The sequence below is a fragment of the Candidatus Stygibacter australis genome, from assembly GCA_030765845.1.
Taxonomy (GTDB): Bacteria; Cloacimonadota; Cloacimonadia; order Cloacimonadales; family TCS61; genus Stygibacter; species Stygibacter australis.
In genome coordinates this window covers 1-4,748 of sequence record JAVCDJ010000020.1, presented here as the reverse complement: position 1 = coordinate 4,748, position 4,748 = coordinate 1, and the positions used below count along the sequence as shown (strand labels likewise).

6 protein-coding genes are annotated in these 4,748 nt (G+C 37.3%); 4 read left to right on the top strand and 2 right to left on the bottom strand.

Annotated features, from left to right (window positions below):
• A partial coding sequence (locus RAO94_01015) for a hypothetical protein (protein ID MDP8320909.1) occupies nt 1-1,107 on the bottom strand: 1,107 nt, incomplete at its 3' end.
• Entirely contained in the window at nt 1,108-1,278 is a 171-nt protein-coding gene (locus RAO94_01010; protein MDP8320908.1) for a hypothetical protein, read from the bottom strand.
• 545 nt (nt 1,279-1,823) lie between these two features.
• On the opposite strand from RAO94_01010, the gene RAO94_01005 reads away from it, so the two are divergent.
• The 4 genes from RAO94_01005 to RAO94_00990 form a co-directional block, all read left to right on the top strand.
• Complete coding sequence (locus RAO94_01005) at nt 1,824-2,690, top strand: ChaN family lipoprotein (protein ID MDP8320907.1); 867 nt, start codon at nt 1,824-1,826, stop codon at nt 2,688-2,690.
• 13 nt (nt 2,691-2,703) lie between these two features.
• On the top strand, nt 2,704-2,949 hold the full coding sequence (locus tag RAO94_01000) for a hypothetical protein (GenBank protein ID MDP8320906.1): 246 nt from the start codon (nt 2,704-2,706) through the stop codon (nt 2,947-2,949).
• Between the two features lie 42 nt (nt 2,950-2,991).
• Entirely contained in the window at nt 2,992-4,518 is a 1,527-nt protein-coding gene (locus RAO94_00995) for a M3 family metallopeptidase (GenBank protein ID MDP8320905.1), read from the top strand.
• 17 nt (nt 4,519-4,535) lie between these two features.
• A partial coding sequence (locus RAO94_00990; GenBank protein ID MDP8320904.1) for an alanine--tRNA ligase-related protein occupies nt 4,536-4,748 on the top strand: 213 nt, incomplete at its 3' end.

The following is a 4,748-nucleotide window of genomic DNA, read 5'->3' as shown; positions in this document are numbered from 1 at the left end:
TACCGCATAGACAGACGTCCCGGTGGCTCCCCTTAGATCAATACCATTATGCATTCTACGATAGCCATAAACGGGATGAATTCGATAACCAAAGGAGGAGGTCACATGCATTCTATCCAGTGGAGTGCGCACGGCATCAGTTACTAGTCGCTTAGCTTCTTTAGTGTACATTCCTGTGTACGCAGAAGCTTCATCATCATCGGTAAAACGGTATGCGGTTTTTGTTTTAGTGTATTTCCCTGAATATCTGGCATAAAGCAGCTTTCCCCGCGATTGTCGTTCACCGTTGACGTGTTTTTCTTCTATATAAACTTCAAATTCGTCACCGATACGGGCATCAGTGGCAAAAGCGATCTGGGAATCCATGGCATTATTAGCCTGCTGTCTGATATAAGGAATTACATCCAGTGCATTCATTGCCGCATCCCAGGTAGAATACTCCTCAGTTATAGTTCCTTTCACAAGTCTTCTGATTAATTCATAGGGCAGTTCTACCAGATTATACTTCAGTTTTCTATTATCCGCAAAATAAAACTCATGAATACTTGTTTTATCGGGCTGATATGTAAATTTCTCGAAATGCTTATCACCTTTATCATCAGTATAATAGGTTATCGAAAATATGTCACCAACGTCAATGGAAGTAGCATCAATGTATTCTCCCATCTCCCAGGCATAAATTCCCACATCACCGGCTGCCATACCCAGATCTGTGAGTACCTGATAGATGCTGCCACCTTTCAATATTGATTTTTCTACTCGTACTATATAGCCAGTGGAATCATTAGCTGCCCGGGTTATGGCAAATTTAGTGTTTTCCAGATCAATCCAGGCTTGATCTATTAATAGAGTATCTGGAATGGAAATAATGCGTACTCTGGTCTCATGATCAAAATCTGCTTTGGTTATCTTTTTGCTGATAATCTCTCGTAGAAAATCAATGTCAGTATATCCCTTATCATCTAAAGCGGTAAATATATCTGTCCGGGCTGGTATAACGAATTCCTGAAGGTTACTAGCACTTTTAACGCTATCTCCTTCATTTGACCTGCTGCAACCTGTAATAATTACTGTCAGCAGCAATATTATATATATAAATTTCTTCATTTAATCTCCATACAGGCAAAATTTAGAATTAAGGATTATTATGCAATCAATTTCTCTGATCACACTTCTATCTTTCTTTTGGTAATACATACTCATAAAAGGCTCAAATACTACACCAACATAGCTATTAATTTGCTGCCTGCATAATAAATTGATTTTCTTATAATTCACATCCATTACCTCAGAACTATTGTATTATTTCAGATACTTAGGAGGATCAGAGGCGAAACAACATAGCACTATCTCACAAAAAAATATCAGTACGTGCTTTGTTGTTCCTCCTTAGGGGCACTTTGTAGAGGTCAATAAATGCAATTGGTTCATATTTTATTGCTGGATATGATGTTATGATTCAAATAGAAGGAAATGGTTAGGAAAATACTCTGAAGAAGTGATTTTTGGATGAATGGTCATATTTTATATAATAAGGTGAAGTTAGGAAATTTATAATCTTTTCTGATCTTAGTTACGTTTGTCATATCTAATTTTTTTCACCCGGCTCTGGTGGGGCAAATCCGCGTGTCTGCCCAGAATCTACTGCAAAAATATTTTCAAAAGAGGGCAGACACATAGGTCTGCCCCTTCCAGTCGATCTATCAAAGATTGTGATGAGAAAAGAACAAAAGCGGGGGATATTAGTTTTCGATGTTGAAATTTGTTGACTTATTAAGTGAGAACATAAAATTAATATTACTAAGAAAACAGGAGAGTGTGAAATGAAAACAGTGTTTCTGATATTAGGTTTTATAGTAATTATAACAGGTTTATATGCAGACGAGTTAGATGCCTACAGGTTATATAATACTTCAGGTGAAGAAATTGGCTATAATGAAATGATAAGTGCTTTGCAGGATGCTGATATTGTATTATTTGGAGAGATGCACGATAATCCTATATCACACTGGCTGGAACTGCAAGTAAGTAAATCATTATATGAAGTTGTGGGAGAGAAGCTGGTATTGGGAGCAGAGATGTTTGAAGCAGATAATCAGTTGATCATGGATGAATATTTGCAGGGATTGATCAAAACAAATCATTTTGAAGAGAATGTGCGGTTGTGGAATAATTATAGTACCGATTACAAACCTTTGGTGGAATTTGCAGTAGAGAAGAATCTGAATTTTGTAGCTACTAATATTCCGCGCAGATATGCTAATATGGTAGCCAGAGGAGGCTTTGAGAGTCTGGATCAGTTATCAGATGAAGCAAAAAGCTATATTGCTCCTCTGCCATTGACATATTTTCCTGAAGCTGATTGCTATAAGCAGATGATGGGAATGACTGGTATGCCGGGTAAGATGCATGCAGACAATCTTCCCAAGGCACAGGCGAGCAAGGATGCCACAATGGCATATTTTATATTTCAGAATCAGGTAAGTGATGGGATATTTCTTCATTTTAATGGTAGATACCACTCAGATAGCCATGAAAGCATCATTTTATACCTTAATGAATATGCTCCTGAGAGCAAAGTAATGACGATCTCCACTTCATTGAATGGGAATATGGCAATACCTGAAGAAGATAAAGGTATAGCAGATTTCATTATCGTTGTGCCTGAAAGCATGACCAGAACGTATTAGTAAGGAATAACAGATGCGTCCTATTGCAAGAAAATTATTAAGCAAAATAGATGATAAGGGAATGAGTAAAGATCAGGTGCTGGAATTTTTTGACCGGATGAGTCCTTCGGAGAGGAAGCAGAGTTTTCCTGATGACTGTCTTTTTCAATCAGATAAGTATTTTGCAGAAACTGTGTTAAAGGAATTAATACGGTCTCGATTACTGAAAATGGAAGACAATAGGTACTTTAAGAATGAAAAGAAGAAAGAAGAGAAATAAACTGATTTATTATTATAGAAACAAATATAATGAGGAGACATTGTGGTTAATATCTTTAAAGTGAAAGAGATAGCAAAAGAGTTAGCAGATATTTCAACAGAATATTCTCGTAAGAACTGGGTTAAATATACTACTGGTTATGATTTTGGGATCAATGAAGTATATAAGAAAATGCTTGAAGTATTGAAGGATAAAGATAAATACAAAGTGATCCTTGAACATCTTGAAAAAGAATTAAACGCTGATGATAGGCGGAGAGTGGAATTACTGGCAAAGAGATTTAAGAATTATCATTTATCTCCTGAGCTGAATAAACTAAGTGAGCAGATGCAGCAAAAGACAACTGAACTTTCACAGATATTAAATACTCATCGTAACAAATTAAGGGGCAGAGAGATAACCTCAATTGAAATAGCCCAGATAGTCCAGCAGAGTGATGATGAGGAATTGCGAAAAGAAGCTTTTTTATCACGAACAGCAGTAAATAAACCTCTGGTGGAGGGAGGATTTATTGAACTTCTGAATATGAGAAAGGAATATGCTCAGCTCTATGGAGCCGATAATTATGTGGATTATTCCCTGGAACAAAGAGAGCTTGATCCTGCTATCTTTCAGTCATGGCAAAAGGAACTTAAGGAGCAATTACCACAGATAAAAAAGGCGCAAAGTGAATTTGCCCGGAAATATCTGAGAAAATCAGAGCTGATGCCCTGGGACGGAGCTTATCTATCAGGGAAAATTGCACCGGAGTTAAAGAAAGAAGTCGATATGGCAGGATTTTATGAACCCATAAGACAGCTATATGCCAGATTTGGAATTGATATCAGCGAAGATAATACCACATATGATGTATTTCCACGCAAGAATAAATCAGAATGGGGTTATAATTTCCCTATCCAGCGTGGCGTGGAATCAAGAATCCTGGCAAATGTGAAAAACCGGTACAGCAACTTTGGAGTGCTGCTGCATGAAACAGGTCATGCCATGCACCATGCCAGGCTTGATGTAGATGATGTGCTGATGAATTATGGAGTGAGTGGTATCATTTCAGAAGGGATAGCGAATTTATTTGGCGGATTCTTATATGAAGAAATCTTTTATAAGGATTTTTTCGCAGATGATATAGAAAACGCTGGAAATCACCTGGGAGCAATTAAGAAATGGCAGGAAATGAATAGAATGACAGCAATAGAAAATATCTTATTTGATCAGGCACTCTATTTGAATCCGATCAGTAGTATAGATGATATCAAGGAATTGAAGTGGAAAATGTATTCTGAATTACTGGGGAAGAAGCCTTATGCAGAAGAACCGCTCTGGGGTTTTCTTATCCATCATACAACGCATCCTATATACCTGCATAATTACTTAATGGGAGATGTTACGGGAGCAATGCTCAAGCAGGTATTTTGTGAACAGCAGCAGATAGATAGTATTTTAGAAAAGCCAAAGGAGTTTGGCAGATTCATAATAGACCAGGTAATAAAACCTTCCGGGCGATACCCTTATGCAGAGCTTTTCAAGCTCATTAGCGGTAAGGATTTCTCATTGGGATATCTAAAGGTATAATTTTATAAGGAGATATAATGACGCAGCAATTATATTTAGAAGATAGTTATTTGCGAGAATTCACAGCGAAAGTGCTGGAATTGGATATTGATCAGAACGCAATTGTGCTTTCAGCAACAGCTTTTTATCCAACTGGAGGTGGACAGCCTTGTGATTTCGGAACTTTGAGTTTTAAGGAAAATATCAGTAATGTGATAAAAGTGAAAAAGGTGGAAGGAAAGATCTGGCAT